Consider the following 24,785-nt stretch of genomic DNA (forward strand, 5'->3'; position numbering starts at 1 on the left):
TTACTGCGCACGGTCATCCGGCAGGCGCCTCCTGCGGCCGGTGAGCATGGATAACGGCAGGTTGTCCCGCACCTGGATACTTTCAAACAACGCCGCCAGCACATGCACGCCTACCAGGCCGGCCAGTACATTGGCGGCAGTTTCGTGCAACAGCAGCGGCCAATCGGCGCCCCACAGGGCGTCGACTTCCTGCATCAAAAAGCCACTGGCACCGATAGCCAGCAGCGCCAGCAACATCAGAATCATCACCAGCGCGCCAATGGGCGAATGGCCCAGGCGGTGCTGCGGCCGGCGGTTGAGCAGTGAACGCACATGGCCCATGAGCCGTTCCGGCGTTGGCCAGAAGTCCGCCCAGCGCGCGCTGCGCGGACCGACAAATCCCCACACCAACCGCACCAGCAACCAGGCCATGGCGTAATAGCCCAGCCATACGTGCCAGTCGTCGCCTGCTTCGTTGAAGAAGTAATTGGCCACAAAGACGCCGGCGATGGAGAGGTGAAACACCCTCACCACCGGGTCCCAGAGGCGCAGGGAGGTTGCTGGCATCAGCCCTTGATCTCTGTCTTCACGGCCTTGCCGGTGACTGGATCGTGGTAGATCTCGACCTTGCGCTTGTCCTTGTCAAAGCCATAGATCTCGTAGCAGTTGCCGTCAGTAACCTTGAACTTGCTGATCTCGTAGCCCTGGGCCTTGAGTTGCTCCTGAAAGGCCTTCTGGTCCTGCCATTGCGAGCGCTCGGCAGTGGTGCATTGCGGGCCGGCGAAGGCCATGGGGCTGGCGATAATCAGCGACAGCAAGAGAATTTTGCGCATGGAAGCACTCTCAGCAGATGTGGGAGATTTCACTGTGCAAAACCAACCTTAGCGAAAGCTTAGTTGGCAACGGCCCGTAACATCTTTCCCGAAATAGCCTCGACGGTTACACGGCATCATGCCGCCGGTTACTCCAGAGAATCAGTTATGCGCCTGCTCCTTGTCGAAGATGATCGTGCCCTTGGCCAAGGGATCCGCGTGGCCCTGGGCGCCGAAGGCTACACCCTGGACTGGTTGCAGGATGGCGTCAGCGCCTTGCACGCGTTGCGCACCGAAAGCTTCGACCTGCTGCTGCTTGACCTCGGCCTGCCACGCCTCGACGGCCTGACTCTCTTGCAAACCCTGCGCGCCGAGCAATACGACCTGCCGGTGCTGATCCTTACCGCCCGCGACGGCACTGCCGAGCGCATCGCCGGCCTGGACGCCGGCGCCGACGACTACCTGGTCAAACCCTTCGACGTCGAAGAATTCAAGGCCCGTGTGCGCGCCCTGTTGCGCCGCAGCCAGGGCCGCGCGCAGCCATTGCTGGAACATGCGGGCGTGAGCCTGGACCCGGTGACCCAACAGGTCAGTTATCAAGGCGAGGACGTTGTGGTCACGCCGATGGAATACCAACTGCTGCACCAACTGATGGTGCGCCCCGGCAAAGTCGTCACCCGCGAGCGGTTGTCCCGCGCGCTGTACGGCTGGCAGGACCGCGTCGAAAGCAACACCCTCGAAGTCCTTATCCACAACCTGCGCAAAAAACTCTCCACCGAACTGATCCGCACCGTGCGTGGCGTGGGCTACATGGTGGAACTCAAACCATGAATTCGGTCCGCGCGCGCATCCTCATTCCGGTACTGGTGCTGATCCTGCTGGGTGATGGCCTGATCAGTTGGCTCGTGCTGCGGGACAGCCACCACGAAATCGAAGAAGTCTACGACGCCCAACTCGCCCAAAGCGCCCGTTTGCTGCAAGGCGTACTGCGCCAGCGTGATCCCGGCGATGCCGACTGGGACCGCCTCTACCAGGCTTTCGATCAAGCCATGAGCCGTGTCGGCGAAGACGGCGCCGCGCACCCCTACGAAACCCGCCTGACCTTCCAGGTATGGCGCGCCGACGGCCAACTGCTGGTGCGCTCCACCGACGCGCCGATCCTCAACGCACCGCCCACCACCCTCGGGCCTCACGACCTGATGGAAAACGGCAATGACTGGTGCGCGTTCATGCTCGCCGACATGCAACAAGGCCTGCTGATCTGGGTGGGCGAGCGCGACGACATTCGCCAGGACGTGATCCAGCGCATCATCCGCCACACCCTCTGGCCCATCCTGATTGGCGTGCCGCTGCTGGCGTTGTTGATCTGGCTGACCATCGGCTGGGGCCTCAAGCCCCTGCGCGCCATGGCCCAGGCCATTCGCGGGCAGGACAGCAATACGTTGCGACCGCTGCAACTTGAACCGTTGCCGGCGGACCTGGAACCGATGCAAACCGCGCTGAACCGCCTGCTGGTGCAGGTGGATGACCTGCTGGAGCGGGAGCGTCGGTTTATCGCGGACGCGGCGCATGAACTGCGCACGCCGTTGGCGATATTGCGCATTCACGCGCAGAACGCCCAGAGCGCGGAAACCGAGGAGCAGCGGCGAGAGGCGTTGGACTTCCTGGTAAATGGCGTGGACCGGGCGACGCGTATTGGTAGCCAACTGCTGACCATGGCGCGCATCGAGCCGCAGTTGAACAACACCGTACGAGTGCGTGTGCCGTTGACGGAGTTGGTGCGCGAAGAACTTGCGGAACTGACGCCCCTGGCGATGGAGAAAGGCGTTGAGTTGGTGCTGGAAGGGGATGAGGAATGCTGGATTGAAACGGACCCGATAGCGTTGGCGATTGCGCTGCAGAACCTGGTGACCAATGCGCTGAATTTCTCGCCGGCGGGGAGTGAGGTGAGGGTGATGGTGCGGGAGGAGGATTCGGGCGTGGTGCAGCTGTGTGTGGAGGATGCGGGGCCGGGGATTGATGAAGGGGAGATTGGGCGGTTGTTCGAGCGGTTTTATAGTCGTGGGAATGCGAATGGGGCGGGGTTGGGGTTGGCGATTGTGCAGATGATCGTGGGGAAGATTGGGGGGCGGTTGGAGTTGTATAACCGGGAGGTGGGTGGGTTGTGTGCGCGGTTGAGTTTTAGCGAGAGGGCTGCTTGAAAAGGCCGTCGTTATAAGCACGGCTTTCATCGCAAGGCTACGGTGCTGTGCTGAATAAATGCGGATGTTCTGCCTGAAATGCTTTGAAAGTCTTGTACTTCCAGCGGTCGCCGCCCGGGTCTTCATCCGATGAACTGACCTCGCCGAAATACCAATGCTCTGACTCGAACTGTTCTCCGTCCTCATCTTCGTGGATGAAGTGAAAACCCACCTCGTGTAGGCCTGGGGGGATGATCAACCCCCATTCGTTTGCAAGGCTTCTGCCCGTTATTCGGGTTTGACGAAAGTAGTCGTAGTCGAAGGGCAGAATAGCGCCGAGGTAGCGGCTTTTATCGATGTAGACGCAGACTTCGCTTGAGAACATGTCGGGCACCAGAATGGCTGCTACGATCCAGCATTCAGGTGTTTCATCGGGCCGGGCTTGAATCAGGTGCGCGGCCGCGTTGATCAATTGCTGAGCGCAGTGTGCCTGGATCGCCGGGGTTGTTTGCTTGCCTTCGACCAAGGTTTCTATGACGGGGATTTTGAAATTTTCAAATCCTCGCCTCACTGGGAAGTCTTCTAAAAACCAGCCTTCGAAACTATCTGCCCATCGGCTTATTGCGCGCAAGCGCCTGGGGATGTTGCGGAGTTTTTTGTCTGAAAGTGCAAGACGACGCATAGGGTATGAATACTCTTGGTTTGCTTCTGTTTGTGAGGCCCGGGCTTATTCTTGATCACCAGGACTTTCTATAATCGAGAGCGAGAAAGTAGTCACTTTCCGACGAAATAATTTTGTGGCTGAAGAGCGGCTGTATAGTTAATAGCCATTCTTCACGCAGCTGGAACATTCCGTTGTTAATGTCGTCTTCAACGGACAGTCTGAGCGAGTCGACAACGGTATAGTCCTCGCCCAAGTCTGCGGAGCGCTCTATTCCTAAACCAAGCTCTGTCGACTTATCGAACCATTCCAGTCTTAATTTCAGTCCCATATGCCCTCACAAAAATTTTTTGATATTTCGTTTTTTCTTAGGCTTTTTCAGCCGTTCACCAGTTATGTGGTTGAACGCCCCCAAGTGACTGCCATCGCTTGCTCTATACGCCTCTAGTTCGCCGTGCTGCGAGTCCCACTCGTAAATTATCCGTCCTTTGTCATCAATCCAGCGCTCTCTAAGCCCTGCCCCACCTTGCTTTGGGGTCTTGGGTTTTGCCTTGCTCAGGTTTAGGAAACCGGTGATTTCGTCTGTGCCGGGAGCGGAATGGTATTTGTGATCGCCCGCCCTAACGCTAACCACCACATACAGCGGCCGAACCCTCGACTCCACCGGAAACACCAGAATAAAATCCCGATACTCCGGCGGATAAATCGGGTTCACCAGAATCTGTTTGGCCGCCTCCGTCGGCGGATAAATCCACATCACCGGCGCTTGCGGTGCAGCCTCCAATGCCGGTATGCCAAGGGTGTCGCCAGGATCAATGGCCGGCGTCCAAATCAGCTCCACACCCTCGCCAAGATCCGCCACGAACTGACTATCACGACTCTGAAACTGCACCACATCGATCATCTGCCAGTCGGTATTTTTACCGGTGTAAAACGCATACCCCTTGAGCGTCCCGTCGTCGCGTTGCTCGATATGCAAGCGCATCCGCGAGCGGGCTTTTTGCAGGTTACGAAGCTGCTCTTCGCTATAGAGCGCACTGTCGCCAAGCTCCGATGGCCAAGCCAGCGCCACCAGCCCTGCAAGCAAGCTCCCCGCTGCGGCGCCGACCGCCGCAGCCGAGGACTCCAATGCCGCTGTGCGCAATACAAGCTGGCCAAGCCCTACGGGCAGGGCACTACCACTGATTTTCCTGAGGGACACGCCGCCGTGGCTGTCCATCTCCCGCCCGCCTAACAGCGTGAAGTGGCCGTAGTCCTTGATCAGCTCAAGCGGCACATAGCCGGTGGGATTGTTGTAGCTGATGATCCCGTCGGGCAACTGGCACGACTTGGCGAATACGTGGCCTGGAATCCTCGCGGGTTCAGGCGATGGCGGGGGAGGCGCTTCATACAAATCAATGAACGGTGAATTCGAAATCTGCTTAGGCTGCGGAGTCAGGATTCGCCGCTTCAGCTGCTCTTCTTCGGTAATTGGATACGCGCGCTCTGTCATGACGACTCACTTCCCTGTGCAAGGAAGCGAGCCTATGAGAGCGGAGAAGAGCCTGAAATTCTCGCTGTTCGATGGGAGGTGTGGGAAATGTCATCAGATCAACAGCGACAATCGCGTCCCACGCTGCAGGCCGCAAAGTACGACGAGTAAGTAGATTCGTCCCCTGTGCTCCTTTACTGACGAACAGCTCACTGACTAGCGGTCGTTTCGTTTATTGCGATTTTCGTTTATTTCGTCTAGCGTTGATCTCACTCAGTTGAGTATTTGCCGGAGCGAAATCATGATTGCCAGCCATCTCCCCAAAACCGTCCTGCCGTTGGAAAAGGAAGTCGAAGCCGCCGTACAAGGCCAGCGAGCGTTGGCGTCTCTACTATCGACCAAGTTTGAGACCCAGCGTATCGACATTTTCGACAAGGAAGACAAGCCTCATACGCTGGTGCTACCTACCTCAGCGCTGCGCCTGCTGGTCGATATTTTGGGTGAGTTGGCCATTGGTAATGCCGTAAAGGTTGTGCCGGTCCACGCTGAACTGACTTCCCAGGAAGCTGCCGACATGCTCAATGTGTCGCGACCGCATTTGGTCAAGATGCTGGAAGAGGGCGCTATTCCATTCACCAAAACCGGACGGCATCGGCGGATACGGTTTTCTGATTTGATGGCGTTCAAGCAGCGGCGTGAGGATGAAAGTCAGGAGGCGATGGATGCGTTGGCGCAGCAGGCGCAGGAGTTGGGAATGGGGTATGAGGGATGAGGTGTTCGCCTTTTACTGCGGTATACGACGCCTGTGTTCTCTACCCTGCGCCACTCAGGGACTTGCTTATGTGGCTTGGCCTTTCGGGGCTTTTTCGAGCGCGATGGACTAATCAGATTCATGAAGAGTGGAAGCGAAATGTGCTCAAGAATCGACCTGACTTAACGGTAGCTCAAATGGATTGCACTTCGGCGCTGATGGACATGGCGATACCGGATGCTCTGGTGACGGGGTACGAGGATCTTTGTTCGAGCCTGGATTTGCCTGATCCAGATGATCGTCATGTGCTCGCGGCGGCGATCAGGAGTAAGGCCGAGGTTATCGTGACCTTCAACTTGAGGGATTTTCCAGCGCGGGTGTTGGACGCGTACGACATTGAAGCGATGCATCCGGATGACTTTGTTTCGGATCTTTGGGATTTGGATCAGGCAGCTGTGTTGGCTGCGGCGCAGAAGCAAAGGCGATCGCTGAAGAGGCCGCCGATGGATGCGGGGAATTACCTGGAGATGTTGATGCGGCAGGGGTTGGTGCAGACGACCAAGTTTCTTGGGCCTTATGAGGTGATGTTGTAGCGATTGTGTCAGATGGGCTGCATCTGCCGGTCAGATGTTTCTTGGCATATCTGGAGTAAATAGATCTGCCCCCCTAAGTTTCTGACCCCTAAGTTTCTAATGTTGAGATTGATGTCACTCGTCACAGGCGAGGTAGAGCGACGCATTTTTTGGAAGAACCTGTGACGTGAGGTTTTCAATGACCTTGATCTGATTTGCTGTAAGCAGATAGTCGTAGACGCCGTCACTCTCTGTCTGCCAACCCATGATGGTGCGCAAATCTTCAGCTTTCACATTGAGGGAGATTTCAGCTGAAATGTTGTCGCTACTTATAGGCACAACGTATATCAAGTGATTCACGGCTTTACTCTTTTCAAGTCATCTGTGTCTTTAGTTTCTTCACCCGTTATCGGATCGAAATTCGCCGCTTCAGCTGTTCTTCTTCGCTAATTGGATACGCGCGCTCTGTCATGGCTGCTCACTTCCCTGTACAAGGAAGCGAGCCTATGAGGGCGGAGGCGAACCTGAAATTCCCGTTGTTCGATGGTGTGCGTGGGAAAACTCACTTTCTGAATGGGTGCTCACCTCCTAATCAGGTGTAGGAAGCTTCCAGTTCGCGTGCAGGCGTCGAAAAACCGGTGTGTCGATATGCTAGGGTCATGCGCCATAACCGATAGGGATAAGGCGAGTGCCTGCCCTCAGTGGAAATTGGACAGGACGCCAGTTGATGATTTATGAAGATGTAGACCCGCAACTACTTGCCTTTTTGCATGACCCTATGGCGAACACGACTGCCCTCCCGCCAGCTGGCAAACGTCTCACCTGGCGCAGTCGAATGCTTTACAAAATACCCGCACTGCGTCGGCTGATTTGTCCCGAACAGGTTCAGGCAATACTCTGGGAGAAACTTAAGGCAAACCTGGAACAGGCCCGACAATCGCTGCCGCAGTATCTCTTCGAAGACAACACACCGCTCAACCCTAATACGGTTAACCGGTTCACAGATCAACTGGGTAGCTATTTCAGGATTGAGGTGGCGTCTGCAGGTCATGGTGCGTCATCAGCGTCGGGAAGTGATACGTACGCTGATTTTAGTAAAGCCTACACATGGGCGGCGCTTGAATATACGTGCAACAGGATTGCCGAAAACCTGCAGCTGCGAGCCGTACATAACTTATCCATCCTGAAGAATGCTAACTTGTGGTTGTGTTATTACCTCAGTGAAATCTATTTTCTCATGGGGCATGGGCTTCTGACTGCCAGGTTGGTTGGGAGCACTCTTCACATTGTACCTACCGCGAAACTACAGCGACGGATCAAGGGGTATTGGTTGGCGGAGGTTACTGAGGCTAATTCTAAAATCAGTGATACACGCACATTGTATGACATGGCGGAACTGTTGCAGAAATATGGCCGTTTGAATCCGGATTTGCGTGGGCTTCTGGTGGATCAGACTCTCGATAAATGCCTGTCTATACATTCGGAGTACTTGTCCGCCGCCATGACACGGCATCCAAAGTATCATTACTTGCGAGAAATAGTCGATTTTGCCGTTCACCTGGAGCTGCGTGTGATGTCGGGCGAACGTACAACCGATGAAGCTTACCTGAGGACTATTGTCAGTCCTGCCACGGTGGATATGATCAACAGTGCCTTGGCCGGACGCGCACCAACGTTGGACTCCGCCAGCAGTTTCATAGAATACAAGGGCGGCGTTTATGTGCGGGGAGCGCTGAACTTTAAGTATGGGTTGAGAAAATTCGTCAGGTACTTGCTAGGTACCGCAACCATCAATGGGAAAGAGGCGGACTTTGGCCAACTGCTCGGAGCCGGCTTCGAAAAAGATTACGTTTTAAATTACATTAAAAAACTCAACGATCCACGCCTGGAGGTGTTTGGGGAATTCAAGCCGGGCAATAATGCGAAAATCAAGGGGTATGATATTGATTTGGTGGTTCGGGACCTAGAGGATGATATTTATTACTTTATTCAGGTTAAATATCAATTATCGGAAATTCCAACCTATCTTTCGGAGCAGTGCCAGCTATTTCTTAATGCTAATTTTCGTACCGGCTTTGTCAGGCAGTTGGCCGTGCTAAGGGACACTATTTCCGATGAAAGTATTCGCCAGAAACTGAGCCAGCATGGCCTGGCCGGTGCTCACGCAGGTAATAGTCACTTTGTATTGTTGCACAATATCCCCTTCCTGAACTTTTATGAACTGGATGGTATTTTCTTTTATGAGTGGAATCTGCTTCGGAATATTCTACGTGATGGGCGGGTGCAGGTTCGAAAAGATCAACACATTACCGAAGAGCGAGTGTTGAGCAAACCACGGATGCATCGGCCTCAGGAGATGGTAGACGCTTACTTCAACCAGTCGCAGAGCGGAAGGCAGATGACCGAGCACTATGATGTCTATTGCAGGGCTAATACGCGCTTTGTTTTCGATGAGCTGGACGTGATCTGCAAACTGTTATGACGTCCAGTGGTTTGCCCCTGAGCGGGCGTGATTGTTTAGGTCCGATCACGGGCAAGGCTGGCTTCTTCAATGGTTTTTTCAGGTAGTCCTGAGCAGCGCATTGGTTCAAAGCATATGCCGGGAAATCACCCTCGATATCTCAACAATCGACGTCTTCCCCGTGAACTCAAACTTCACTTTCCCCACCGCCGAAAAGTAAATCTCCAACTCCGAATCCAGGTCAAAGGTCCCCGAGGTTTCCACCGAATACGCGACGATATTTTTATACGGCAGGGACGTGAAATCCTTTTTGCTGCCGGTAATTCCCTGCACGTTCACGGCGATGATGCGCTTGGTGGTGAACACCACCCCATCGCGCATGGCCTTATAGGAATCGATGACCTGCTCATCATCCAGCAGCAATGACGAAACGCGCTCGGCGTATTCGTTGTTCTGCTTGAGCTTGAAGAAGCCTTTGTTGTTGAAGTCGATCATGTGCCTTTCCTTGGGTGAGTGGTGCAGCGGATGCCGGTACCGGTGTATGACGTTTTGCTCGCGGATCTGTATCTAACGGCGTTCCTTTTATCGACCTACCATGGCGCCAACAACCCGCCGGCCATCACAAGGTTTTACGTCGTCAAGGAGCCACACCATGCCCGAACTCTCCAGCCTGCTTGCCTACGGCCTGATCTCGCTCGGCATGGTACTGACGCCCGGCCCGAACATGATTTACCTCATTTCGCGGTCGATCTGCCAGGGGCGATTGGCCGGGCTGATTTCCCTGGGCGGCGTTGCGATGGGTTTTGTCGTCTATATGTTCTGCGCGGCATTGGGTATCACCGCGTTGGTGATGGCGGTTCCCTATGCCTACGACGCGCTGCGGCTCGGCGGGGCGCTGTATCTGGTTTACCTGGCCTGGCAGGCGGTGAAGCCGGGTGGCCGGTCGCCCTTCCAGGTGCGGGACTTGCCCAAGGACAGCCCGCGCAAGCTGTTCATGATGGGCTTTGTCACCAACCTGCTGAATCCCAAAGTGGCAGTGATGTATCTGTCGTTGCTGCCCCAGTTTATCGACCCCAACGGGCACGCCAGTGTGCTCTCGCAATCGCTGGTACTGGGCTTTACGCAGATCATGATCAGCGTGAGCGTCAACGGGCTGATCGCTCTGATGGCGGGCTCGATCGCGGGGTTCTTCATCCGCAAACCGGTCTGGCAAACCGTACAGCGCTGGTTGATGGGCTCGGTGCTGATGGGCCTGGCTGTACGCATGGCGGTCGAAGGCAGGCGTTAAAGGATCGCCTTCAGGTAATCCTTGAGTGCGTTGAGCGGGGCATTGAGTTCTTCGAGTGTCGTCGCTTGGCGCGCATCCACCGCAAGCCGTTGCAGCTCGCGGCCCATCACGGTGTGTGCACCGCCCAGGGATTCGAGGGCCAATGCCAGGCACTCGTCGATCTTATGCTGGATGGCATTGATATCGCCCTTGCGCACCAGCAAGCCAAACACCTCCCGCTCATAGCCGTCCATGACCAGGTCGTCCCGCAGAATCGGGCTCGCGCCTTCGGTCTCATGCACCAGCTTGAGCGCAAAAAGCGCTACAGCTTCCAGCGTCTGTTCCATGGCCAAGGTTCCTCTTTTCTCGCGTTCGCCCGCCCATCATCACTTTCCTGCAGGCGAAAAAAAAGACCTTGAATTTCAAGGTCTTTTTTTAAGATGGTGCCCCGAGGGAGACTCGAACTCCCACTCCTTTCGAAAACGGATTTTGAATCCGCCGCGTCTACCAATTCCGCCATCAGGGCTCAATGGCGGCGAAGTATAGAGATGAGATTACCGTTGGTCAATCACGTTTCATGGTCAATTTTCACTATTTCCGCTAGACTTCCCGGCCCTGCTAGACGAACCCCATCATGCGCGTTGCTGACTTTACTTTTGAGCTCCCTGATTCGCTGATCGCTCGCCATCCTTTGGCCGAGCGTCGCGCCAGTCGACTGCTGACCCTGGACGGGGTCAGCGGTGCCCTCGCACACCGTCAATTCACTGATTTGCTTGAGCATTTACGCCCAGGCGACTTGATGGTTTTCAACAATACTCGGGTGATTCCGGCTCGCCTTTTTGGCCAGAAAGCATCCGGCGGCAAGCTGGAAATCCTGGTGGAGCGGGTGCTGGACAGCCATCGCGTGCTGGCCCATGTGCGCTCCAGCAAGTCGCCGAAACCGGGTTCGAAGATCCTTATCGATGGCGGTGGCGAAGCAGAAATGCTGGCCCGTCATGATGCGTTGTTCGAGCTTGGGTTTGCCGAGGAAGTGTTGCCGCTGCTGGAACGCGTCGGCCATATGCCGTTGCCTCCTTATATAGACCGCCCGGATGAAGACTCGGACCGCGAGCGTTATCAGACGGTGTATTCCCAGCGACTGGGCGCGGTGGCTGCACCGACGGCGGGGCTGCATTTCGACCAGCCGCTGCTGGATGCGATTGCCGCCAAAGGCGTTGAAACGGCCTATGTGACCCTGCACGTGGGGGCCGGCACGTTTCAGCCGGTGCGTGTGGATAACATCGAAGACCACCATATGCACAGCGAGTGGCTGGAAGTCAGCCAGGACGTCGTGGATGCGGTTGAAGCGTGCAAGGCGCGCGGCGGGCGGGTGGTGGCGGTCGGTACGACCAGCGTGCGCTCGCTGGAAAGCGCGGCGCGCGATGGCGTGCTCAAGCCGTTCAGTGGCGACACAGACATCTTTATCTACCCGGGCCGGCCGTTTCATGTGGTCGATGCTCTGGTGACCAATTTCCATTTGCCGGAATCCACGCTGTTGATGCTGGTGTCGGCATTTGCCGGTTATCCCGAGACCATGGCCGCTTATCAAGCCGCCATCGATAACGGATACCGTTTTTTCAGCTACGGTGATGCGATGTTTATCACCCGTAATCCGGCGCCGCGCGGCCCAGAGGAACAATCATGAGTCGTATGTCGTTTGAATTGCTGGCCACGGATGGTAAAGCTCGCCGCGGCCGTTTGACTTTCCCTCGCGGTACCGTCGAGACCCCGGCTTTTATGCCGGTCGGTACCTACGGCACGGTAAAAGGCATGCTGCCGCGTGACATCGTCGCCACGGGCGCCGAGATCATCCTCGGCAACACCTTCCACCTGTGGCTGCGCCCGGGCACCGAAGTGATCAAGAAGCATGGCGACCTGCATGACTTCATGAAGTGGCAAGGCCCGATCCTCACTGACTCCGGTGGTTTCCAGGTGTTCAGCCTGGGCGCCATGCGCAAGATCAAGGAGGAGGGCGTGACCTTCGCCTCCCCGGTGGACGGCGCCAAAGTGTTCATGGGCCCGGAAGAGTCGATGCAGGTGCAACGTGACCTGGGCTCCGACATCGTGATGATTTTCGACGAGTGCACGCCGTACCCGGCCGATGAAGACGTCGCGCGGATTTCCATGGAACTGTCGTTGCGTTGGGCCCAGCGCTCGAAAAACGCCCATGGCGATAACACCGCTGCCCTGTTCGGTATTGTGCAGGGCGGCATGCATGAAAGCTTGCGCAAGCGCTCGCTCGAAGGCCTGGACAAGATCGGCTTCGACGGCCTGGCCATCGGCGGCCTGTCAGTGGGCGAGCCCAAGCACGAGATGATCAAGGTGCTGGATTACCTGCCGGGCCTGATGCCGGCTGACAAACCTCGTTACCTTATGGGCGTTGGCAAACCGGAGGATCTCGTAGAGGGTGTGCGCCGCGGTGTGGACATGTTCGATTGCGTGATGCCAACCCGTAATGCCCGCAATGGGCATCTGTTCATCGATACAGGCGTGCTGAAGATCCGTAACGCGTTCCATCGCCATGATGAATCGCCACTGGATCCTACCTGTGACTGCTACACCTGCCAGAACTTCTCGCGCGCTTATCTGCACCATCTGGACAAGTGTGGGGAAATGCTGGGTAGCATGTTGAATACCATCCACAATTTGCGTCACTACCAAGTCCTGATGGCTGGTTTGCGCGAGGCTATTCAACAGGGTACATTGGCCGCCTTCGTCGATGCCTTCTATGCCAAGCGCGGGCTGCCTGTGCCGCCCTTGGACTGAGTTTTCCGACCCTAAGATTCACTATTTGCAACTGGAGTGCTAAATGAGCTTTTTTATCTCTAATGCCATGGCTGATGCCGCTGCACCGGCCGCTGCCGGTCCTATGGGCGGTGGTTTTGAGTGGATTTTCCTGGTCGGCTTCCTGGTCATCTTCTACCTGATGATCTGGCGTCCACAGGCCAAGCGCGCCAAAGAGCAGAAGAACCTGCTGGGCAGCTTGCAGAAAGGCGACGAAGTCGTGACCACTGGCGGCATCGCCGGCAAGATCACTAAAGTGTCCGACGCTTTCGTGGTTCTGGAAGTCTCCGACACCGTAGAAATGAAGTTCCAGAAGGGCGCCATCGCTGCCACGCTGCCAAAAGGCACGCTCAAAGCGATCTAAGTAACAACCTTTACCAATCGACGGGGCGCGCAAGGCGCCCCGCGTTATAAGCGGGCGGCGTGATGCTGAACAAATACCCTCTGTGGAAATACGTACTGATCCTGGCGGTGCTGGCGATCGGTTTTATTTATTCCGCTCCCAATCTCTATCCTGATGACCCGGCTATCCAGATCACTGGCGCCAGCACTGCGCTGCAGGTCAATCAGGCTGATCTGGACCGTGCGAGCAAAGCGCTCACCGACGCGGGTATCCAGGTTAAAGCGGCAAGTTTGGCTGCTGATGCGAAGGGCGGCTTGTTGCGCCTGACCAAGCAAGAAGACCAATTGCCGGCAAAAGACGTTGTGCGCAAGGTCATGGGTGATGACTACGTCGTCGCACTGAACCTGGCACAGACCACGCCAAAATGGCTGCGCGCGATCGGCGCACACCCGATGAAGCTGGGTCTGGACTTGTCCGGTGGTGTGCACTTCCTGCTGGAAGTGGACATGGATAAGGCCCTCGACGCTCGCCTGAAAGTCTACGAAGGCGATGTGAAGAGCCTGCTGCGTAAAGAGCGCCTGCGTTATCGCAGCCTGCCGCAGCTCAACGGTGCCATCCAGCTGGGCTTTGCTGACGAAGCAACCCGCGAACAGGCCCGTGCGCTGATCCGCAAGAACTTCAACGATTTCGACATTGTTCCGGCCGACCTCAATGGTCAGGCGGTACTGCGTCTGGCGATGACCCCGGCCAAGCTGGCGGAAATCCGTGAATACTCGATCAAGCAGAACTTGACCACGGTACGTAACCGCGTCAACGAGCTGGGTGTGGCCGAGCCGATCGTTCAGCGCCAGGGTGCCAACCGCATCGTGGTTGAACTGCCGGGCGTGCAGGACACCGCTGAAGCCAAGCGTATCCTGGGTAAAACAGCCAACCTGGAATTCCGCCTGGCGGCTGAGCCGGGTGCTACCCGTGCTACTGCAGAAGAGTTCGAGTTCCGTGAAGGCAATCGTCCACCTGCACTGATCGAGCGTGGCTTGATCATTACGGGTGACCAGGTGACCGACGCCAAGGCTGGTTTCGGCGAGCACGGTACGCCTGAAGTGAACATCCGCCTGGATGGCCACGGCGGCGAACTGATGAGCCGCGCAACCCGCAGCAACGTCGGTCGCAGCATGGCGGTGATCTTCATCGAGCAGCGTCCTGTCACCACCTACACCAAGCAAGTGGTCGACGGCGTCGAGAAAGACGTACCGGTACAGACCTTTAAAGAAGAGAAGAAGATCATCAGCCTGGCGACCATCCAGTCGCCGCTGGGTGCTCAATTCCGCATCACCGGCCTGAACGGCCAGGGTGAGTCGTCCGAACTGGCGCTGCTGCTGCGTGCCGGTGGCCTGGCCGCCCCGATGTACTTCGCTGAAGAACGTACCATCGGCCCGAGCCTGGGTGCTGACAACATCACCAAGGGTATCGACGCTGCACTGTGGGGCATGCTGTTCGTCTCCCTGTTCATCATCGCCATCTATCGCTTCTTCGGCGTCATCGCCACCGTCGCGCTGGCGGGCAACATGGTGATGCTGCTGGCCCTGATGTCGCTGCTGGGTGCAACGCTGACCCTGCCAGGTATCGCCGGTATCGTACTCACCATGGGTATGGCGGTTGACGCCAACGTACTGATCTTCTCGCGGATTCGTGAAGAGATTGCTGCGGGCATGACCGTGCAACGGGCAATCAACGAAGGCTTCGGCCGGGCATTTACTGCAATTCTCGACTCCAACCTGACCACCCTGTTGGTCGGCGGGATTCTCTTTGCCATGGGCACCGGCCCGGTCAAAGGTTTTGCGGTGACCATGTCCCTCGGTATCTTTACCTCGATGTTCACGGCCATCATGGTGACCCGCGCAATGGTCAACCTGATCTTTGGCGGACGTGACTTCAAGAAGTTGTGGATTTAAGGGGCTGCCATGTTACGTACAATCAACTTCATGGGCGTTCGCAACGTTGCGTTCGGCTTCACCATGCTCCTTACCGTTCTGGCGTTGTTCAGCTGGTTCCATAAGGGCCTGAACTACGGTCTGGACTTCACCGGCGGTACGCTCATCGAGCTGACCTACGAGAAGCCGGCCGACGTTAGCCTGGTGCGCAACGAGCTGGTCAAGGCCGGCTATCACGAAGCCATCGTCCAGAGCTTTGGTGCAACCACTGACCTGCTGGTGCGTATGCCGGGCGAAGACCCGCAACTGGGTCACCAGGTAGCCGAGGCCTTGCAGAAGGTCGGCGGCGACAACCCGGCGTCGGTCAAGCGCGTCGAGTTCGTGGGCCCGCAGGTAGGTGAAGAACTGCGTGACCAAGGCGGCCTCGGCATGCTGATGGCGCTGGTCGGCATCATGATCTACCTGGCTTTCCGCTTTCAGTGGAAGTTCGGTGTCGGCGCCATTGTGTCGCTGATCCACGACGTGATCGTGACCGTGGGTATCCTGGCCTACTTCCAGGTCACCTTCGATCTGACGGTATTGGCGGCGGTGCTGGCAATCATTGGCTACTCCCTCAACGACACCATCGTGGTATTCGACCGGGTTCGTGAGAACTTCCGGGTGCTGCGCAAGGCGACGTTGATCGAGAACATCAACATCTCCACCACCCAGACCCTGCTGCGCACCATGGCGACTTCGATCTCCACCTTGCTGGCGATTGCCGCACTGATGGTGTTCGGTGGCGACAACCTGTGGGGCTTCTCGCTGTCGCTGTTCATCGGCGTGCTGGCGGGTACCTACTCGTCGATCTACATCGCCAACGTGGTACTGATCTGGCTGAACCTCAACAGCGAAGACTTGATCCCTCCTGCCAGCACCGGCAAGGAGGTCGACGACCGCCCTTGATGGGTGATTGTTGATCTGCTGTTACAAATAAGGCGCGAGTATTGAACTCGCGCCTTTTTTTTTGCTCCAAGGCTGGGTATAGCGCGGATCGTTCGGTCCGTTTGTGATGGTCAGGAGGTTCACGTGAACAAGTCGTTACTGGTTGGTGCGGTATTGGGTGCTGTCGGTGTGACTGCCGGGGGTGCTGTTGCCACCTACAGCCTGGTAAAAAGCGGCCCTGAGTATGCGCAAGTGCTGGCGGTGCAGCCGGTGAAAACCCAGATTAAAACCCCGCGTGAAGTCTGCAAGGATGTTGCCGTAACCCGGCAGAAACCTGTGCAGGATCAGCATCAGATCGTCGGTACGGTGGTCGGTGCGCTGGCGGGCGGCCTGTTGGGTAATCAGGTCGGCGGCGGTAATGGCAAGAAGCTGGCCACCGTGGCCGGTGCGGTCGGTGGCGGTTACGCTGGTAACAAGGTTCAGGAAGGCATGCAGAACCGCGATACCTACACCACCACGCAAACTCGTTGTAATACCGTTAATGACATCAGCGACAAGGTTGTCGGGTACGACGTACGTTACACCCTGGACGGCAAGGAAGGCTCCGTGCGCATGGATCGTGATCCAGGCAACCAGATCCCCGTCGACAAGGAAGGGCGCCTGGTTATCGGTCAGAACCAGCCGCAGCAGTAATCCCAGGTATAAAAAAAGCACCCCGAGGGGTGCTTTTTTGTGCTCGCTCGCTTAGCGCTTCAGCGAAGCCGGCAGGTGCGGCTGGATCGCCGTCAGGACTGCCTTGAAGCATTTGGTGTTGCCGGCAACCACGTGACCCTTCTCCAGGAAGTCGTGACCACCGGTGAAGTCGCTCACCAGGCCGCCCGCTTCTTGAATCAGCAGTGCGCCTGCAGCCATGTCCCACTCGGACAGGCCCGACTCCCAGAACGCATCAAAACGGCCGGCAGCGACATACGCCAGGTCCAGGCTGGCTGCGCCGGCGCGACGGATGCCGGCGGTCTGGCCAACCAGGGCGCGGAACATGCCCAGGTAGTTTTCCAGGTTGTCCATCTGGTCGTCACGGAACGGGAAGCCGGTACCCAGCAGGGCGCCGTCGAGGCTGGTGCGACCGCTGACGCGCAGGCGGCGACCGTTCAACTGGGCGCCACGGCCACGGCTGGCGGTGAATTCTTCCTGGCGAACCGGGTCCAGCACAACGGCGTGTTCCAGGCGGCCACGGTATTTGCAGGCAATGCTCACGGCAAAGTGCGGGATACCGCGCAGGAAGTTGGTGGTGCCATCCAGTGGGTCGATGATCCACAGGTAGTCTTCGCCTTCGCCGCTACCTTTGTGCAGGCCGGTTTCTTCACCGAGGATGCCGTGGGTAGGGTAGGCCTTGCGCAGCGCGTCGATGATTTTCTGCTCGGCGGCGCGATCCACCTCGGATACGTAATCCTTGGCGTCTTTTTCGTCGACCTTGATGGTATCCAGGCGCTCGATGGAGCGGAAGATCAATTCACTGGCGCTGCGGGCGGCGCGCAGCGCGATATTCAGCATGGGCTGCATGGATGTGTCACCTAAGGTTGTTAAAGAAAGCCGAGCATTCTAGCAGAAACTTTCTTCAGGTGAAGGACGACGTTACCTTTCATGGCATAACCTTAGGCTGTTCTGTAAGATTTGCTCCCCTTTCCCGTGTCCGAGAGCGCCTCCCTTGCTGCAAAACATCCGTGTCGTCCTCGTCAATACCAGTCATCCCGGCAATATCGGCGGCGTGGCGCGAGCCATGAAGAACATGGGGCTGACGCGCCTGGTGCTGGTGGAGCCGCGGGTGTTCCCGCACCACGAGGCCGATGCGCGCGCGTCCGGCGCCAATGACATCCTCGAAAAAGCCCAGGTCGTTGCCACCCTGGAAGACGCCCTGGTCGGCTGCAACCTCGTGCTCGGCACCAGCGCTCGCGACCGTCGCATCCCCTGGCCGCTGCTGGATCCTCGCGAATGCGGGACCAAAGTCGTGGAAGAGGCCGCCGGCGGCGCTGAAATCGCCTTGGTATTCGGCCGTGAAGACTCCGGCCTGACCAATGAAGAGCTGCAGCGATGTCATTATCACGTGCACATCCCATCAGACCCCGAGTTCAGTTCGCTGAACCTCGGGGCAGCGGTGCAGGTGTTGAGCTATGAAGTGCGCATGGCCTGGCTGGCCGCTGAAGGCCAGCCAAGCAAGGTTGAAAAGGATGAGGTTGCATCGACCAAGAGTGGCGAACTGGCCACCATGGACGAGCTGGAGCGATTCTATGAGCACCTGGAGCAAACCCTGGTGGCCATCGAGTTCCTCGATCCGGAAAAACCGCGGCACTTGATGGCGCGCCTGCGTCGGTTGTACGGACGCAGCTCGGTCAGCCGAGCGGAAATGAATATATTGCGTGGCATCCTCACGGAAACCCAGAAAGCGGCCCGTGGCGAGCTTCTTAAGCGGAAGGATTAAAAATGTTCGAGCGTTTGCGAGAAGATATCCAGAGTGTTTTCCACCGTGACCCGGCGGCGCGCAATGCCTTTGAAGTGCTGACCTGCTACCCGGGCATGCACGCGATCTGGATCCATCGCCTGTCCGGCGCCTTGTGGGGCATGGGCTGGAAATGGCTGGCGCGGCTGGTATCGAACTTCGGCCGTTGGTTGACCGGGATTGAGATTCATCCGGGCGCCAAGGTCGGCCGTCGTTTCTTTATCGACCACGGCATGGGCATCGTTATTGGCGAGACCGCCGAGATTGGTGATGACGTGACCCTGTACCAGGGCGTGACCCTGGGCGGCACAACCTGGAACAAAGGCAAGCGCCACCCTACGCTGGAAGATGGCGTTGTAGTAGGGGCGGGCGCGAAGGTGCTCGGTCCGTTTACCGTGGGTGCGGGCGCCAAGGTCGGCTCCAATGCTGTGGTGACCAAGGCTGTACCGCCTGGCGCAACGGTTGTCGGTATTCCGGGGCGGATCATCGTCAAGCCGGAAGTGGGTGATGAGCAGGAAGCGAAGCGCAAGGCCATGGCCGAGAAGATCGGCTTCGATGCCTATGGCGTCAGCGAAGACATGCCTGACCCGGTAGCGCGTGCCATCGGTCAGTTGCTGGATCACCTGCAAGCGGTGGACGGCAAGCTGGACGGTATGTGCGGCGCCCTGAAAGACCTCGGCAGCAGCTACTGCGCCAAGGATCTGCCTGAGCTGCGCAAGGAAGACTTTGCCGAGATCAAGGACGAAAGTGCCGCCACCAAGGCTGGCTGAAATCTCGCAATCACTGCAAAACCCATGTGGGAGCGGGCTTGCTCGCGAAAGCTGCGCGTCAGTCACCGAATATATTGACTGAATCACCGCATTCGCGAGCAAGCCCGCTCCCACATTTTGACCTTCATTAGTCCCGAATTCCCGCTTGGCCCTGTTCCCGCTGGTCCATCCCGTCCCGCCCTGCTATGATTCGCGCGCCCTTTTTACGGGTATTCCTGACTAAAGTACTAGGTCTTATAGTTGACTTAAATACTCGGGAATCGCATACTTGCTCCCATTCTGAAACACCTTGGTACTTGTCCATGAGACTGACTACAAAAGGCCGATACGCGGTGACCGCCATGCTTGACCTGGCCTTGCACGCGCAAAATGGGCCGGTGTCCCTGGCCGATATCTCCGAGCGCCAAGGCATTTCCCTGTCCTACCTCGAGCAGTTGTTCGCCAAGTTGCGCCGCAGCAATCTGGTTTCCAGCGTTCGTGGTCCAGGCGGCGGCTATCAATTGTCCCGCGACATGCAGGGCATCCAGGTCGCCCAGGTGATCGACGCGGTGAACGAATCCGTCGATGCCACCAAATGCCAGGGCCTGGGTGATTGCCACGCAGGCGATACCTGCCTTACGCACCACTTGTGGTGTGACCTGAGCCTGCAGATCCATGAGTTTTTGAGTGGTATCAGCTTGGCTGATCTTGTGACTCGCCGTGAGGTGCAAGAAGTAGCCCAGCGTCAGGACCAGCGCCGTTGCAACACCAAGGCGCCGCGTCTGGACAAGATTGAAGCGTCCGCCGTCGAGTGACAGCCGAAGAGCTAACGGCACGCCAGCCAGCCTGATTTAGGAGAAAGTCCATGAAATTGCCGATTTACCTTGATTACTCAGCGACCACCCCGGTTGATCCGCGTGTCGCGCAAAAGATGAGCGAATGCCTGCTGGTTGACGGAAACTTCGGTAACCCGGCGTCCCGTTCCCACGTTTTCGGCTGGAAAGCCGAAGAAGCAGTGGAAAACGCTCGTCGCCAGGTCGCTGACCTGGTGAATGCCGACCCACGTGAAATCGTCTGGACCTCCGGTGCAACCGAGTCCGACAACCTGGCAATCAAGGGTGCGGCGCATTTCTACGCGACCAAAGGCAAACACCTGATCACCACCAAGATTGAGCACAAGGCTGTCCTCGACACCATGCGCCAACTGGAGCGTGAAGGTTTTGAGGTTACCTACCTTGAGCCAACCACCGACGGTATCGTGACCCCTGCGATGATCGAAGCCGCGATGCGTGAAGACACCATCCTGGTTTCCGTGATCCACGTGAACAACGAAATCGGCACCATCAACGACATCGCCGCCATCGGCGAGCTGACCCGCTCCAAGGGCGTGTTGCTGCACGTCGACGCTGCTCAGTCCACCGGCAAGGTCGATATCGACCTGTCGAAACTGAAAGTCGACCTGATGTCGTTCTCTGCCCACAAGACCTACGGCCCTAAAGGCATTGGCGCGCTCTACGTGAGCCGCAAGCCTCGCGTACGTATCGAAGCCACCATGCACGGCGGCGGTCACGAGCGCGGCATGCGTTCGGGCACCCTGGCGACCCACCAGATCGTCGGCATCGGCGAAGCGTTCCGTGTGGCCAAGGAAGACATGGCTGCCGAAAACGTGCGCATCAAGGCCCTGAGCGATCGCTTCTACAAGCAGGTCGAGCACCTTGAAGAGCTGTACATCAACGGCAGCATGACCGCCCGTGTACCGCACAACCTGAATTTGAGCTTCAACTACGTCGAAGGCGAGTCGCTGATCATGGCGCTCAAGGACCTGGCGGTTTCGTCCGGCTCGGCCTGCACCTCGGCTTCCCTTGAGCCGTCTTACGTCCTGCGCGCCCTGGGCCGCAACGACGAACTGGCTCACAGCTCGATCCGCTTTACATTCGGCCGTTTCACCACCGAAGAAGAAGTCGACTACGCCGCGCAGAAAGTCTGCGAGGCCGTCACCAAGCTGCGTACCTTGTCCCCGCTGTGGGACATGTACAAGGACGGTGTCGACATTTCCAAGATCGAGTGGGCGGCACACTAAATATAGAAGCCGCCACCCAAAAGGCTCTGTAAAGACGTGGCGGAAAACGCAGGCGTGTTTGCAGGGTTCCAGAGCGGCCCTGATGAGTGAGGATTCAGTACCATGGCTTACAGCGAAAAGGTCATCGACCACTACGAAAACCCGCGCAACGTCGGCAAGATGAACGCGGAAGACCCTGATGTCGGCACCGGCATGGTCGGCGCTCCGGCGTGCGGCGACGTTATGCGCCTGCAGATCAAGGTCAACGAAGCTGGCGTTATCGAAGACGCCAAGTTCAAGACCTACGGTTGCGGTTCGGCCATCGCCTCCAGCTCCCTGGCGACCGAATGGATGAAAGGCAAGACCCTGGATGAGGCTGTGACTATCAGCAACACCCAACTGGCCGAAGAACTGGCCTTGCCGCCAGTGAAAATCCACTGCTCGGTACTCGCGGAAGACGCCATCAAGGCGGCCGTTCGCGACTACAAGCAGAAGAAAGGCTTGATCTAAGCAATTTGGCGACGAGTAAGGAGTCACGATGGCTATCAGCATGACAGAAGCGGCTGCGCAGCACATTCGCCGCTCCCTGAATGGGCGCGGTAAAGGTGAGGGGATTCGTCTGGGTGTGCGCACCACGGGCTGTTCCGGCCTTGCCTACGTGCTGGAGTTTGTCGACGAGGTGGTCGAGGAAGATCAGGTGTTCGAGAGTCACGGCGAAAAGGTGATCATCGACCCGAAAAGCCTGACCTACCTGGACGGCACCGAACTCGATTTCGTCAAGGAAGGGTTGAACGAAGGCTTCAAGTTCAACAACCCCAACGTACGCGGTGAATGTGGCTGCGGCGAAAGCTTCAACATCTGAGGCTGATCGTGGGTACTCCTTGTCATTTCGCTTTGTTCGAGCTGCAGCCGAGTTTTCGACTGGACCTTGAACAGCTTGCCACGCGCTACCGTGAACTGGCGCGTGGGGTGCATCCGGACCGCTTCGCTGACGCTTCCGAGCGTGAGCAACGCCTGGCGCTGGAGCAATCAGCCAGCCTCAACGAAGCCTATCAGACGCTCAAGAACCCTCCCAAACGCGCGCGCTACCTGCTCGCGATGGGCGGTCGCGAGCTGCCGCTTGAAGTCACGGTCCAGGACCCTGATTTCCTGATGCAGCAGATGCAATGGCGCGAGGAGCTTGAAGAACTGCAGGACGAGGCTGATCTGGCCGGAGTCGCAGTGTTCAAGCGCCGTCTGAAAGTGGCCCAGGATGAACTCAACGAAAGCTTCGCAGCCTGTTGGGATGATGCAGCGCAACGTGAACAGGCCGAACGCCTGATGCGGCGCATGCAGTTCCTCGACAAGCTCACCTACGAAGTGCGCCAGTTAGAAGAGCGCCTCGACGATTAACCCAGTGCCGCCCAGGTTGCACGCCTGATATACAGATAAGTCCTGATTACCATGGCCCTACTGCAGATCGCCGAACCCGGTCAAAGTCCTCAACCGCACCAGCGTCGTCTGGCGGTCGGGATTGACTTGGGCACTACCAATTCGCTGGTCGCTGCATTGCGCAGCGGTCTTTCCGAGCCGCTGCCCGACGCGGATGGCCAGGTCATCCTGCCGTCTGCCGTGCGTTATCACGCTGACCGTACCGAAGTGGGCGAGTCGGCCAAGCTGGCGGCGTCTACCGATCCTTTGAATACCGTGCTGTCGGTCAAGCGCTTGATGGGTCGTGGTTTGTCCGACGTCAAGCAGCTGGGCGACCAGCTTCCATACCGCTTTGTCGGCGGCGAATCACATATGCCGTTCATCGACACGATCCAGGGCCCGAAAAGCCCGGTGGAAGTGTCGGCCGATATCCTCAAGGTCTTGCGCCAGCGCGCCGAGACCACCTTGGGTGGCGAACTGGTAGGTGCGGTGATTACTGTTCCTGCATATTTCGATGACGCTCAGCGCCAGGCCACCAAGGATGCGGCGAAACTTGCCGGCCTGAACGTGCTGCGCCTGCTCAACGAGCCGACCGCAGCCGCTGTGGCTTACGGCCTGGATCAGCACGCCGAAGGCCTGGTGGCTATTTACGACCTGGGCGGCGGTACCTTTGATATTTCGATCCTGCGCCTGACCGGCGGTGTCTTCGAAGTGCTGGCTACCGGTGGCGATACCGCCCTGGGTGGCGATGACTTCGATCACGCCATTGCTGGCTGGATCATCACCAGCGCCGGCTTGTCTGCCGACCTGGACCCGGGTGCGCAACGTAATTTGCTGCAAACTGCCTGTGCCGCCAAAGAAGCGCTGACTGACGCTGCGTCGGTTGAAGTTTCCTACGGTAGCTGGTCGGCTCAACTGACCCGCGAAGCGTTCGATTCGTTGATCGAACCGATGGTCGCCCGCAGCCTGAAAGCCTGCCGCCGCGCCGTGCGTGATTCCGGTGTCGAGCTGGAAGACGTGGTCGCCGTGGTCATGGTGGGTGGTTCGACCCGCGTGCCGCGTGTTCGTGAGGCGGTCGCTGAAGCCTTCGGCCGTCAGCCGCTGACTGAAATCGACCCGGATCAAGTGGTGGCTATCGGTGCCGCGATCCAGGCCGATACCCTCGCCGGTAACAAGCGTGATGGTGGCGAACTGCTTTTGCTCGACGTGATTCCGTTGTCCCTGGGGCTGGAAACCATGGGCGGCCTGATGGAGAAGGTGATTCCCCGCAACACCACCATCCCCGTTGCTCGCGCCCAGGACTTCACCACGTACAAAGATGGCCAGACGGCCATGATGATTCACGTGCTGCAAGGCGAGCGTGAGCTGATCAGCGACTGCCGTTCCCTGGCGCGCTTCGAATTGCGCGGCATTCCGGCGATGGTCGCTGGTGCGGCGAAGATTCGCGTGACCTTCCAGGTCGACGCCGACGGCTTGCTCAGCGTTGCCGCTCGTGAACTGGCCTCCGGCGTTGAAGCCAGCATCCAGGTCAAGCCGTCCTACGGCCTGACCGACGGTGAAATCGCCAAGATGCTCAAGGATTCGTTCCAGTACGCCGGTGACGACAAGGTCGCCCGCGTGCTGCGTGAGCAGCAAGTCGACGCCCAGCGCCTGCTCGAAGCGGTGCAGGGCGCCCTGGAAGCTGACGGCGAACGTCTGCTGGATGCCGAAGAGCGCATGGTCATCGACCTGCAAATGCAGGAACTGGCTGAATTGATGAAAGGCACCGATGGTTACGCCATCGAGCAACAGACCAAGCGCCTGTCGCAAGTGACCGATGCCTTTGCCGCCCGTCGTATGGACCAGACGGTAAAAGCCGCCCTGGCGGGCCGCAACTTGAATGAACTTGAGGATTAACT

Annotated in this window: 29 protein-coding genes and 1 tRNA gene; 20 read left to right on the forward strand and 10 right to left on the reverse strand. The window is 57.8% G+C overall.

Translation table 11 applies throughout. The features are described 5' to 3' along the window. Both HX801_RS00480 and HX801_RS00485 read right to left on the reverse strand, forming a co-directional pair. The gene (locus HX801_RS00480) at positions 1-546 is read right to left on the reverse strand and encodes a cytochrome b/b6 domain-containing protein (protein ID WP_003210336.1); all 546 of its coding nucleotides are present in this window, start codon (positions 544-546) and stop codon (positions 1-3) included. Continuing rightward, entirely contained in the window at positions 546-812 is a 267-nt protein-coding gene (locus HX801_RS00485) for a PepSY domain-containing protein (protein WP_003210334.1), read from the reverse strand. The genes HX801_RS00480 and HX801_RS00485 overlap by 1 nt, the downstream gene beginning before the upstream one ends. A gap of 147 nt (positions 813-959) precedes the next feature. Here HX801_RS00485 and HX801_RS00490 point away from each other — a divergent pair, with 147 nt between their 5' ends. After that, positions 960-1,622: a response regulator gene (locus HX801_RS00490; protein ID WP_177021394.1), complete on the forward strand. Its 663-nt coding sequence runs from the start codon at positions 960-962 to the stop codon at positions 1,620-1,622. Beyond that, positions 1,619-2,992, forward strand: a complete 1,374-nt coding sequence (locus tag HX801_RS00495) for a sensor histidine kinase (protein WP_177021395.1) — start codon at positions 1,619-1,621, stop codon at positions 2,990-2,992. The genes HX801_RS00490 and HX801_RS00495 overlap by 4 nt, the downstream gene beginning before the upstream one ends. A 37-nt stretch (positions 2,993-3,029) precedes the next feature. On the opposite strand, the gene HX801_RS00500 is transcribed toward HX801_RS00495, so the two are convergent. Genes HX801_RS00500 through HX801_RS00510 form a run of 3 tightly spaced genes read right to left on the reverse strand, consistent with a single transcriptional unit; the run spans position 3,030 to position 5,124 of the window. Beyond that, the gene (locus HX801_RS00500) at positions 3,030-3,653 is read right to left on the reverse strand and encodes a DUF3916 domain-containing protein (RefSeq protein WP_177020400.1); all 624 of its coding nucleotides are present in this window, start codon (positions 3,651-3,653) and stop codon (positions 3,030-3,032) included. 55 nt (positions 3,654-3,708) lie between these two features. Continuing rightward, a complete protein-coding gene (locus HX801_RS00505; RefSeq protein WP_102368185.1) occupies positions 3,709-3,963 on the reverse strand; it encodes a colicin E3-like toxin immunity protein in 255 nt (84 codons plus the stop codon). 6 nt (positions 3,964-3,969) lie between these two features. Further along, complete coding sequence (locus tag HX801_RS00510; RefSeq protein ID WP_177021396.1) at positions 3,970-5,124, reverse strand: colicin E3/pyocin S6 family cytotoxin; 1,155 nt, start codon at positions 5,122-5,124, stop codon at positions 3,970-3,972. 280 nt (positions 5,125-5,404) lie between these two features. Here HX801_RS00510 and HX801_RS00515 point away from each other — a divergent pair, with 280 nt between their 5' ends. Further along, positions 5,405-5,875: a helix-turn-helix domain-containing protein gene (locus HX801_RS00515; protein ID WP_177021397.1), complete on the forward strand. Its 471-nt coding sequence runs from the start codon at positions 5,405-5,407 to the stop codon at positions 5,873-5,875. Continuing rightward, a complete protein-coding gene (locus tag HX801_RS00520) occupies positions 5,872-6,447 on the forward strand; it encodes a PIN domain-containing protein (RefSeq protein WP_177020403.1) in 576 nt (191 codons plus the stop codon). The genes HX801_RS00515 and HX801_RS00520 overlap by 4 nt, the downstream gene beginning before the upstream one ends. Positions 6,448-6,561: 114 nt before the next feature. On the opposite strand, the gene HX801_RS00525 is transcribed toward HX801_RS00520, so the two are convergent. Beyond that, complete coding sequence (locus HX801_RS00525; protein WP_177021398.1) at positions 6,562-6,786, reverse strand: hypothetical protein; 225 nt, start codon at positions 6,784-6,786, stop codon at positions 6,562-6,564. Between the two features lie 367 nt (positions 6,787-7,153). Between HX801_RS00525 and HX801_RS00530 the strand changes: the two genes are divergently transcribed. Then, positions 7,154-8,908: a hypothetical protein gene (locus HX801_RS00530; protein ID WP_177020405.1), complete on the forward strand. Its 1,755-nt coding sequence runs from the start codon at positions 7,154-7,156 to the stop codon at positions 8,906-8,908. A 105-nt stretch (positions 8,909-9,013) separates the two neighbouring features. Here HX801_RS00530 and HX801_RS00535 read toward each other — a convergent pair whose 3' ends face one another. Then, on the reverse strand, positions 9,014-9,382 hold the full coding sequence (locus HX801_RS00535; protein ID WP_177020406.1) for a PH domain-containing protein: 369 nt from the start codon (positions 9,380-9,382) through the stop codon (positions 9,014-9,016). 157 nt (positions 9,383-9,539) lie between these two features. Between HX801_RS00535 and HX801_RS00540 the strand changes: the two genes are divergently transcribed. Continuing rightward, positions 9,540-10,175 (forward strand): LysE family translocator, encoded by a 636-nt coding sequence (locus HX801_RS00540; RefSeq protein ID WP_102605677.1) that lies wholly within the window; start codon positions 9,540-9,542, stop codon positions 10,173-10,175. On the opposite strand, the gene HX801_RS00545 is transcribed toward HX801_RS00540, so the two are convergent. Then, positions 10,172-10,501: a hypothetical protein gene (locus HX801_RS00545; RefSeq protein ID WP_003210318.1), complete on the reverse strand. Its 330-nt coding sequence runs from the start codon at positions 10,499-10,501 to the stop codon at positions 10,172-10,174. The genes HX801_RS00540 and HX801_RS00545 overlap by 4 nt on opposite strands. A gap of 94 nt (positions 10,502-10,595) precedes the next feature. Beyond that, positions 10,596-10,680: transfer RNA gene (locus HX801_RS00550), tRNA-Leu, on the reverse strand. A gap of 108 nt (positions 10,681-10,788) precedes the next feature. Between HX801_RS00550 and queA the strand changes: the two genes are divergently transcribed. From queA to HX801_RS00580, 6 genes are all read left to right on the forward strand, one after another. Then, positions 10,789-11,838, forward strand: coding sequence for a tRNA preQ1(34) S-adenosylmethionine ribosyltransferase-isomerase QueA (gene queA, locus HX801_RS00555; protein ID WP_008438293.1), 1,050 nt, complete (start codon positions 10,789-10,791; stop codon positions 11,836-11,838). Between the two features lie 5 nt (positions 11,839-11,843). After that, entirely contained in the window at positions 11,844-12,959 is a 1,116-nt protein-coding gene (tgt, locus tag HX801_RS00560) for a tRNA guanosine(34) transglycosylase Tgt (protein ID WP_003210314.1), read from the forward strand. Positions 12,960-13,002: 43 nt separating this feature from the next. Further along, a complete protein-coding gene (gene yajC, locus HX801_RS00565; protein ID WP_003175975.1) occupies positions 13,003-13,341 on the forward strand; it encodes a preprotein translocase subunit YajC in 339 nt (112 codons plus the stop codon). Positions 13,342-13,403: 62 nt separating this feature from the next. Continuing rightward, on the forward strand, positions 13,404-15,272 hold the full coding sequence (secD, locus tag HX801_RS00570; RefSeq protein ID WP_003210312.1) for a protein translocase subunit SecD: 1,869 nt from the start codon (positions 13,404-13,406) through the stop codon (positions 15,270-15,272). Positions 15,273-15,281: 9 nt separating this feature from the next. Next, a complete protein-coding gene (gene secF / locus HX801_RS00575; RefSeq protein WP_177021399.1) occupies positions 15,282-16,196 on the forward strand; it encodes a protein translocase subunit SecF in 915 nt (304 codons plus the stop codon). A gap of 123 nt (positions 16,197-16,319) precedes the next feature. Next, positions 16,320-16,868 carry a glycine zipper 2TM domain-containing protein gene (locus tag HX801_RS00580; RefSeq protein WP_003210309.1) on the forward strand — a complete coding sequence of 183 codons (549 nt, stop codon included), beginning with the start codon at positions 16,320-16,322 and terminating at the stop codon, positions 16,866-16,868. 51 nt (positions 16,869-16,919) lie between these two features. On the opposite strand, the gene suhB is transcribed toward HX801_RS00580, so the two are convergent. Next, positions 16,920-17,735 (reverse strand): inositol-phosphate phosphatase, encoded by an 816-nt coding sequence (suhB, locus tag HX801_RS00585; RefSeq protein ID WP_003175971.1) that lies wholly within the window; start codon positions 17,733-17,735, stop codon positions 16,920-16,922. Between the two features lie 145 nt (positions 17,736-17,880). On the opposite strand from suhB, the gene trmJ reads away from it, so the two are divergent. From trmJ to hscA, 8 genes are all read left to right on the forward strand, one after another. Then, positions 17,881-18,651, forward strand: coding sequence for a tRNA (cytosine(32)/uridine(32)-2'-O)-methyltransferase TrmJ (gene trmJ, locus HX801_RS00590; protein WP_003210307.1), 771 nt, complete (start codon positions 17,881-17,883; stop codon positions 18,649-18,651). 2 nt (positions 18,652-18,653) lie between these two features. After that, a complete protein-coding gene (gene cysE, locus HX801_RS00595) occupies positions 18,654-19,439 on the forward strand; it encodes a serine O-acetyltransferase (protein WP_008438291.1) in 786 nt (261 codons plus the stop codon). Positions 19,440-19,741: 302 nt separating this feature from the next. Then, complete coding sequence (iscR, locus tag HX801_RS00600; RefSeq protein ID WP_003210305.1) at positions 19,742-20,233, forward strand: Fe-S cluster assembly transcriptional regulator IscR; 492 nt, start codon at positions 19,742-19,744, stop codon at positions 20,231-20,233. A 50-nt stretch (positions 20,234-20,283) separates the two neighbouring features. Continuing rightward, positions 20,284-21,498: an IscS subfamily cysteine desulfurase gene (locus HX801_RS00605; protein WP_008438290.1), complete on the forward strand. Its 1,215-nt coding sequence runs from the start codon at positions 20,284-20,286 to the stop codon at positions 21,496-21,498. A 102-nt stretch (positions 21,499-21,600) separates the two neighbouring features. Continuing rightward, positions 21,601-21,987 carry a Fe-S cluster assembly scaffold IscU gene (gene iscU, locus HX801_RS00610; protein ID WP_003209682.1) on the forward strand — a complete coding sequence of 129 codons (387 nt, stop codon included), beginning with the start codon at positions 21,601-21,603 and terminating at the stop codon, positions 21,985-21,987. A 28-nt stretch (positions 21,988-22,015) separates the two neighbouring features. Next, entirely contained in the window at positions 22,016-22,339 is a 324-nt protein-coding gene (gene iscA / locus HX801_RS00615) for an iron-sulfur cluster assembly protein IscA (protein ID WP_003209680.1), read from the forward strand. Positions 22,340-22,347: 8 nt separating this feature from the next. Further along, positions 22,348-22,869: a co-chaperone HscB gene (gene hscB, locus HX801_RS00620; RefSeq protein ID WP_008438289.1), complete on the forward strand. Its 522-nt coding sequence runs from the start codon at positions 22,348-22,350 to the stop codon at positions 22,867-22,869. 51 nt (positions 22,870-22,920) lie between these two features. Continuing rightward, the gene (hscA, locus tag HX801_RS00625) at positions 22,921-24,783 is read left to right on the forward strand and encodes a Fe-S protein assembly chaperone HscA (protein WP_087695132.1); all 1,863 of its coding nucleotides are present in this window, start codon (positions 22,921-22,923) and stop codon (positions 24,781-24,783) included. Positions 24,784-24,785: the final 2 nt, after the last annotated feature.

The sequence above is a fragment of the Pseudomonas sp. G1002 genome, from assembly GCF_013385455.1.
In the GTDB taxonomy this organism is placed as follows: domain Bacteria; phylum Pseudomonadota; class Gammaproteobacteria; order Pseudomonadales; family Pseudomonadaceae; genus Aquipseudomonas.

What these genes read in the sequence shown, in the direction of transcription:
- HX801_RS00605 (WP_008438290.1), top strand. Translation starts at nt 20,284, where the DNA reads ATGAAATTGCCGATTTACCTTGATTACTCAGCGACCACCCCGGTTGAT.
- cysE (WP_008438291.1), top strand. Translation starts at nt 18,654, where the DNA reads ATGTTCGAGCGTTTGCGAGAAGATATCCAGAGTGTTTTCCACCGTGAC.
- HX801_RS00545 (WP_003210318.1), bottom strand. Translation starts at nt 10,501, where the DNA reads ATGGAACAGACGCTGGAAGCTGTAGCGCTTTTTGCGCTCAAGCTGGTG.
- HX801_RS00490 (WP_177021394.1), top strand. Translation starts at nt 960, where the DNA reads ATGCGCCTGCTCCTTGTCGAAGATGATCGTGCCCTTGGCCAAGGGATC.
- queA (WP_008438293.1), top strand. Translation starts at nt 10,789, where the DNA reads ATGCGCGTTGCTGACTTTACTTTTGAGCTCCCTGATTCGCTGATCGCT.
- iscU (WP_003209682.1), top strand. Translation starts at nt 21,601, where the DNA reads ATGGCTTACAGCGAAAAGGTCATCGACCACTACGAAAACCCGCGCAAC.
- hscA (WP_087695132.1), top strand. Translation starts at nt 22,921, where the DNA reads ATGGCCCTACTGCAGATCGCCGAACCCGGTCAAAGTCCTCAACCGCAC.
- secD (WP_003210312.1), top strand. Translation starts at nt 13,404, where the DNA reads ATGCTGAACAAATACCCTCTGTGGAAATACGTACTGATCCTGGCGGTG.
- secF (WP_177021399.1), top strand. Translation starts at nt 15,282, where the DNA reads ATGTTACGTACAATCAACTTCATGGGCGTTCGCAACGTTGCGTTCGGC.
- suhB (WP_003175971.1), bottom strand. Translation starts at nt 17,735, where the DNA reads ATGCAGCCCATGCTGAATATCGCGCTGCGCGCCGCCCGCAGCGCCAGT.
- HX801_RS00515 (WP_177021397.1), top strand. Translation starts at nt 5,405, where the DNA reads ATGATTGCCAGCCATCTCCCCAAAACCGTCCTGCCGTTGGAAAAGGAA.
- HX801_RS00495 (WP_177021395.1), top strand. Translation starts at nt 1,619, where the DNA reads ATGAATTCGGTCCGCGCGCGCATCCTCATTCCGGTACTGGTGCTGATC.
- HX801_RS00485 (WP_003210334.1), bottom strand. Translation starts at nt 812, where the DNA reads ATGCGCAAAATTCTCTTGCTGTCGCTGATTATCGCCAGCCCCATGGCC.
- HX801_RS00520 (WP_177020403.1), top strand. Translation starts at nt 5,872, where the DNA reads ATGAGGTGTTCGCCTTTTACTGCGGTATACGACGCCTGTGTTCTCTAC.
- HX801_RS00480 (WP_003210336.1), bottom strand. Translation starts at nt 546, where the DNA reads ATGCCAGCAACCTCCCTGCGCCTCTGGGACCCGGTGGTGAGGGTGTTT.
- HX801_RS00540 (WP_102605677.1), top strand. Translation starts at nt 9,540, where the DNA reads ATGCCCGAACTCTCCAGCCTGCTTGCCTACGGCCTGATCTCGCTCGGC.
- HX801_RS00510 (WP_177021396.1), bottom strand. Translation starts at nt 5,124, where the DNA reads ATGACAGAGCGCGCGTATCCAATTACCGAAGAAGAGCAGCTGAAGCGG.
- iscA (WP_003209680.1), top strand. Translation starts at nt 22,016, where the DNA reads ATGGCTATCAGCATGACAGAAGCGGCTGCGCAGCACATTCGCCGCTCC.
- HX801_RS00505 (WP_102368185.1), bottom strand. Translation starts at nt 3,963, where the DNA reads ATGGGACTGAAATTAAGACTGGAATGGTTCGATAAGTCGACAGAGCTT.
- yajC (WP_003175975.1), top strand. Translation starts at nt 13,003, where the DNA reads ATGAGCTTTTTTATCTCTAATGCCATGGCTGATGCCGCTGCACCGGCC.
- HX801_RS00535 (WP_177020406.1), bottom strand. Translation starts at nt 9,382, where the DNA reads ATGATCGACTTCAACAACAAAGGCTTCTTCAAGCTCAAGCAGAACAAC.
- HX801_RS00500 (WP_177020400.1), bottom strand. Translation starts at nt 3,653, where the DNA reads ATGCGTCGTCTTGCACTTTCAGACAAAAAACTCCGCAACATCCCCAGG.
- HX801_RS00530 (WP_177020405.1), top strand. Translation starts at nt 7,154, where the DNA reads ATGATTTATGAAGATGTAGACCCGCAACTACTTGCCTTTTTGCATGAC.
- tgt (WP_003210314.1), top strand. Translation starts at nt 11,844, where the DNA reads ATGTCGTTTGAATTGCTGGCCACGGATGGTAAAGCTCGCCGCGGCCGT.
- iscR (WP_003210305.1), top strand. Translation starts at nt 19,742, where the DNA reads ATGAGACTGACTACAAAAGGCCGATACGCGGTGACCGCCATGCTTGAC.